The following is a 5,761-nucleotide window of genomic DNA, read 5'->3' as shown; positions in this document are numbered from 1 at the left end:
ACCCATGGCATGATGGGATATGAACTCTGCCAGAACGGCCTGCCAGATATCTCCGAATCCACGGGCAGAGGTCTTTATCTCTATTGAGCAGGACGCGGCGGTATCCGCGGGTCGAACCAGCACTTCAAGGTTGCCCGAGCCAACGACGCCGCAAAGCACTGCGCCATGAGCGGGTTCGATAGTGGGTGTTGAAAAATGATATTCAAGTTTTTCCATGGAGATCACCAATTCCGGAATCGGGAAGGGGGCGTGTAAAGATCGCCAGACCACCTGACCAGATCTTTTACCGAGCGGGCTGCCAGCAGATCCCGCGTTGCCAGACGAGGGTCAATACCCAAATCTTCGGGACGGCGCACCACGCCACGATCGCGCAGATTTTCGACCATGCGCCCATCGCGTGCCATGCCCACAGGGGTAAAGCCGGCAACACCGCGAATGGCCTGGGCGCGTTCCTCGGCGCTGCGACATAGCAGCAGATTGGCGATGCCTTCTTCGGTCACAATGTGCGTGACATCATCGCCGTAAATCATGATGGGAGGCAACTCGGCATCCATGGCCGCTTTCAACTGCCAGGCATCGAGCTCCTCCACAAATACCGGGGTCATATGTTCGCGAAACGTTTCTACCGTTTGCACAACCAGCTTGCGCCCGCGTATGGCATCGGGCCCGCCTGCTTGCCTGCCTGCCTTGAGCCATGCGGCAGAGGCATGCCGCCGGCCATGCGGGTCTGAACCCATATTGGGCGCGCCGCCGAAGCCTGTAATGCGTCCGGTCGTTGCGGTTGAACTATTGCCGGCCAGATCGATTTGCAGCGTCGAGCCGATGAACATGTCGCAGGCATACAGGCCGGCAGTCTGGCTCAAAGCACGATTCGAACGCATACTGCCGTCCCGGCCGGTGAAAAATACGTCGGAGCGGGCGGCAATGTAGTTTTCCATGCCAACTTCCGAGCCAAAGCTGTGGATGGATTGCACGCAACCGGATTCAATGGCGGGAATCAGGGTGGGATGAGGGTTCAGGGCCCAGTGCGTGCAGATTTTTCCTTTCAAGCCAAGTTCGGTTGCATAAGTGGGCAGCAGCAATTCAATCGCAGCGGTATCAAAGCCAATGCCATGATTGAGCCGTTGTACACCATACTCGGCGTAAATACCTTTGATGGCCATCATGGCCATCAGGATCTGCACCTCTGTAATCTGAGCCGGGTCGCGGGTGAACAGGGGTTCAATATAGTTCGGATGCGGTGCGACCACGGTAAAGTCGACCCAGTCCGCCGGAATATCGACCCGTGGCAGTGTATCGACTCGCTCATTGACCTGAGCGATCACGATCCCGCTGCGAAACGCCGTGGCCTCCACAATGGCTGGTGTGTCTTCGGTATTCGGACCGGTATACAGGTTGCCGGCAGCGTCTGCCGCCTGCGCCGCAATCAGGCAAACATTGGGAGTCAGATCGGTGAAATAGCGACCGAACAGTTCCAGATAAGTATGAATGGCGCCGATCTCGATCTGCTTATCCTGAACCAGTCGTGCCAGGCGGCCTCCTTGAGGACCTGAAAAAGAAAAATCCAGTCGGCTGGCAATGCCGTTTTCGAAAAGATCCAAATGACTGGGCAGGGCGAGCACAGACTGAACCATGTGCAGATGATGCAATTGTTGCGGATCGCAAGCGGCCAGCGAGTCGGCGAGAAAATCGGCCTGTTTCTGGTTATTGCCTTCCAGGCACACGCGATCGCCTGGTTCAATAACCGTCTGCAGCAGCTGGGTGATCTGCTCTTGCGTGATTCTAGGACTCAATCCCAGGCTGGCTGCGCGCTCCAGGCGTCGCTGTCGCCCGCGTTTTCGTGTATCCCAGACTTTGGAGGTGCCAGTGTGATTCATAGGATATTCCTGTTGCTAAATTAACCGAATAGCGCTCTTGTCGCGAGAAACAGAACAGAGGGCCCCATCAGGCAGCCCAGGCCGGTATAAAAGGTTGCCGTCAGCGCGCCATACGGCACCAGACGGGGGTCTGTCGCCGCCAAACCTGCTGCCACGCCGCTGGTGGTTCCCGCCATGCCGCCAAAGACCATTGCCGAGCGCGGGTTATCCAGGCGCATGAAGCGAGCCGTGGCAGGGGTAAAGACCATGACGAGAATGGCCTTGATCAGCCCAATGCCGATGGACAGGGCAATGACGTCTGAACTGGCGCCGATTGCCGCGCCGGTAACCGGACCCACAATGTAGGTCATGGCACCAGCACCGATTGTCGCCATGGATACCGCGTCCCGGTACCCGAATGCATAGGCAACGCTGGCCCCCACAACGAACGGGAGTACGATACCCAGCAGCAGGGAAACCATACCGATGAGCCCTGCCTTTTTGACTTCTTCTACCTGTACGTCAAATGCCGTCGCGACGATGGCAAAATCACGCAACATGGCGCCGCCCATCAGTCCTATCCCGGCAAAGAGCTTGACGTCAGCCAGCCCTTTGGAGCCACCCGTTTCCAGTCCGCCCCAGTAGGCAAGAATCAAACCAATCACAATTGCAATGGCTGAACCATGTACGCGCCCATTGGTCAGTCGTCTTGACAGATGGCCTGATATCCATATGATCAGACCGACGAAAGCGAAGGCGGCGATCAGATTGTTCTGCATAATTGCCTGTTTCAACATGTCCATTGTCATGTCTCCTTTCAGGCCCGGTCTGCAGCGAGGCTGGCTTGCCAGGTGGCGCCTGCATCTTCGGGACCGGAGCGGTTGATCGCCGCAATAGCGCATCCTGTAAGCGCAACGGTCAGGATGGCGCCCAGTATGGCGACAGGGCCGCCCTTGAGCGCGGCCACAACATTTTGCTGTGAAGCCATGGCGATGACGATAGGAATGTACATGGCCGACCAGAACCCAACGCCAGCCAGTGTTGTGGCGGGCATGAGCCCTTTCCTGTGCAGATAAGTGCGGGCTGCGATCAGCAGCATCATGGAGATGCCGACGCCGCCTACGTTGGCCTTGACCCCGATCAGCATGCCCAGCAGGTCGCCGATATAGGCTCCCAGTAAATGGCATGCAGCCAGTATGGCTGTACCGTAAATAATCATGGTTTTGTCTCCGGATGTTTTTATGATGTGTAGTTAAGCGTTCCTGGTGCCGAAAATGGAATCGGTCTGCAGAGAACACTTGCGAACGCTGCCACGACTCCCTTTCGTCAGACAGACAATAGACAGGGATGGCAGGCTTTTCAATCAACCTGCATGTACAATCATTTAGCCTGATGTTAAATATTGTGCTGTCCCGGCATGCGTTTCCATAGTCAACGGCCAGGTTGTCTGGCCTGACCTATCGTTTACCCTAGCCATCATGAAATATCCAGTGAGTTAAACCCATGGCCATTGACGAATCCATTACCCTGAAAAAACTGGAAGTCTTTCTGGCTTTCATGGAGCGCAACAATCTTGCCCGGGTTGCAGAGGATCTGGGCCAGAGCGTTGTCAGCGTGCACCGCGCCCTGCATTCGCTTGAGCAGGCCATCGGCTGCCCGCTGTTCAAGCTGGAAGGAAGAAATCTGGTCCCGCAGAATACGGCGCGACGATTGGCCGAATCTGCCCGTCGGGTCGTGGCCGAGTGCGAAGAGGGCATCCATGCAGTGCGAGACATGGCGGGGATCAATGCGTCCCGGCTCAGGCTGGGCGCCATCTATTCCCTGACGCTGCATTGCATTCCGCACCTGATTGTCGGGACCAAGTTGCGCAAGGACGGGCTCAATATAGAGCTGACACTGGGTTCCAATGACGAGCTGCTGCAAAAGCTGCAAGACGGCAGACTCGATGCTATTGTCATCGGGGTGCATGACGGTATCGCCAGCAAGCGCCTGATTACCGTGCCCTTGTTTTCTGATGAAATGTTTTTGGCCGTACCGCTGGATTCGCCCTATGCGAGTCGCACCGAGGTTGATTTGCACGAACTGGCCGACGAGAATTTTGTGACCCTGGCCGACGGATTCATCACATCATTCAGTTTTAACCGGATGATGGAGAGTGCCGGTATATCACCTGTGATAGGGATGCATGTGGGCGATATTTTTTCGCTGATCAACCTGGTTAGCAATGGCATGGGAATCAGTTTGCTGCCCGGGCGAATCGCCTCCTTTACGCCGCGTATAAAATTGATTCCACTCAGGCCAGATCATACCTATTCCCAACACATTGCACTGTTGTTTCTGGATAGCCGAGAACAGGATCGCAATTTGCTGGCCCTGGCGGCAGAGGGTCGCACCTACAGTCGCCGGCTGTTGCAAGGTGGAGATTTCCCAATGTTGGGAGAGGCCGAATGAACTGGCAGACCAGTCCATATGGCGATCTCAGGTCAGGCGGCGAGAGGGTGGCCGTACATTCTGGCGACAAGGCACCCGTTGTGCCTGATCAATAAGTGACCAGGCGCTGTATGCTATCACCGTCTCCGAAGAGCATCATGCTCCGTTGATCTTTTGTTTGTGCAGGCCAGCCTGGTTCTCCAGTCTTGGCAAATCTCACCCAGGCTTGATGCATGCTTGAGACCAGTGCGCTTGAAACAGGTTTGTCAACGTCGATAAAATGGCGTGCTGTGTCGTTATGCAGGTTGTTAAACATAACTGGAAGCTCAACGCCGTGGGCAGCACCAAGCTGACCTTCGTATAAGTTTGATTGCCAGCAAAATTCGTAGGAGTAGGCTTTTGAGCCACGATCTGTCGCATGCTCGGCAATGCGCCGTGCTGGTTCGCGGTAATAGTAATCAGATTGAATAGCGCAAAGGATTTCGCCGTTGCTTTGTCTATCGGCGGAAAGTTGTTGTCGATAGCGCTGTGCCGTGTTAGGTGGCAGCTTTGCATCCGTGATGAATCTGTTCACATCATCGGCAGATATTTTAGAAATGCTGCCGTCAGGAACCAGATAAAGACGGGCTTCCTCCTTGGTTGCGCCCGCCAGTATCGCTCTTGGCATTATCTTGTTCTGCCTGATCGCTTGCAATGGTGAACTGGCAACAATTTCGCCATCTATTACTGGGCGCAGTGCGAAACGGTGATGTTCACCCAGGCCGTATTGTCGGCGCAGTGCGCCATTTAGCGAGAGTTTGGCCAGCGCTGTGGCCGCCTTTGCCGGACTGATGGATGTAAGTGCCTCAAGCGTGGCTGGGCAGTTGGCCAAGTCGGCGATCGCATTTGCCGCCGTCTGCGCTTCGGCCGTCGTCTGCACCAGTGTACTGGGGCTTTGCAAAATGGCCTGTTGAAATAAACCGTTGGCTTGTTGCATGCCCATCAGGCACGCGATTGCCCCGGACCCGGCCGATTGCCCGACAACGGTTACCCGAGCAGGATCTCCGCCGAAGTTGCCAATATGTTGCTGTACCCAATTGAGCGCCAATAACAGATCCTGCAGCCCGCGGTTAGCGGCCATGCCTGGCAATTGCAGAAATCCTTCCACGCCCACGCGATAGTTCACAGTGACAAAAATAATGTCTTTACGCGCAAAGTGAGAGCCATCGTACAGCGGATCGTTGGCATCGCAACGCATAAAACCGCCGCCGGGTATCCATACCATTACAGGCAGTCCACCCGTTTTCAAGGACGATTCCGAGGTCCAGATATTCAGATTCAGGCAATCAATGTTGCCATATATGTTCTCCGGATTCGGACTGCGCGCCGGCTGAACCGGTGGCGCCGCGAACGTGCGCGCGTCCATGAGCGAAGAGGTTTCTGCCAAAGGCTGGGGCGGGGAAAAGCGTGTGGTGGCGGTGCATGCACGGGCATAA

5 protein-coding genes and 1 pseudogene are annotated in these 5,761 nt (G+C 55.7%); 1 reads left to right on the top strand and 5 read right to left on the bottom strand.

Going from position 1 to position 5,761, the window contains the following annotated elements; all coding sequences use genetic code 11:
* The 4 genes and pseudogenes from ACTIKR_RS20110 to madL all read right to left on the bottom strand — a co-directional run.
* Nucleotides 1-216 (bottom strand): annotated as a pseudogene (locus tag ACTIKR_RS20110) (malonate decarboxylase acyl carrier protein); the annotation flags it as partial.
* A gap of 5 nt (nt 217-221) precedes the next feature.
* Complete coding sequence (mdcA, locus tag ACTIKR_RS20105; protein ID WP_442328836.1) at nt 222-1,877, bottom strand: malonate decarboxylase subunit alpha; 1,656 nt, start codon at nt 1,875-1,877, stop codon at nt 222-224.
* Nucleotides 1,878-1,897: 20 nt separating this feature from the next.
* Complete coding sequence (madM, locus tag ACTIKR_RS20100; protein ID WP_193090374.1) at nt 1,898-2,659, bottom strand: malonate transporter subunit MadM; 762 nt, start codon at nt 2,657-2,659, stop codon at nt 1,898-1,900.
* A 14-nt stretch (nt 2,660-2,673) separates the two neighbouring features.
* Nucleotides 2,674-3,075, bottom strand: a complete 402-nt coding sequence (gene madL, locus ACTIKR_RS20095) for a malonate transporter subunit MadL (RefSeq protein WP_193090373.1) — start codon at nt 3,073-3,075, stop codon at nt 2,674-2,676.
* A gap of 284 nt (nt 3,076-3,359) precedes the next feature.
* Between madL and ACTIKR_RS20090 the strand changes: the two genes are divergently transcribed.
* Nucleotides 3,360-4,307 (top strand): LysR family transcriptional regulator, encoded by a 948-nt coding sequence (locus ACTIKR_RS20090; protein WP_442328835.1) that lies wholly within the window; start codon nt 3,360-3,362, stop codon nt 4,305-4,307.
* 88 nt (nt 4,308-4,395) lie between these two features.
* On the opposite strand, the gene ACTIKR_RS20085 is transcribed toward ACTIKR_RS20090, so the two are convergent.
* On the bottom strand, nt 4,396-5,761 hold a 1,366-nt coding region (locus tag ACTIKR_RS20085), incomplete at its 5' end, for a carboxylesterase/lipase family protein (RefSeq protein WP_442328834.1).

This window comes from Advenella sp. (assembly GCF_052108595.1).
Classification (GTDB): Bacteria; Pseudomonadota; Gammaproteobacteria; order Burkholderiales; family Burkholderiaceae_B; genus Advenella.
The sequence above is the reverse complement of the archived record's forward strand: the minus strand, read 5'-3'. Positions and strand labels throughout refer to the sequence as shown.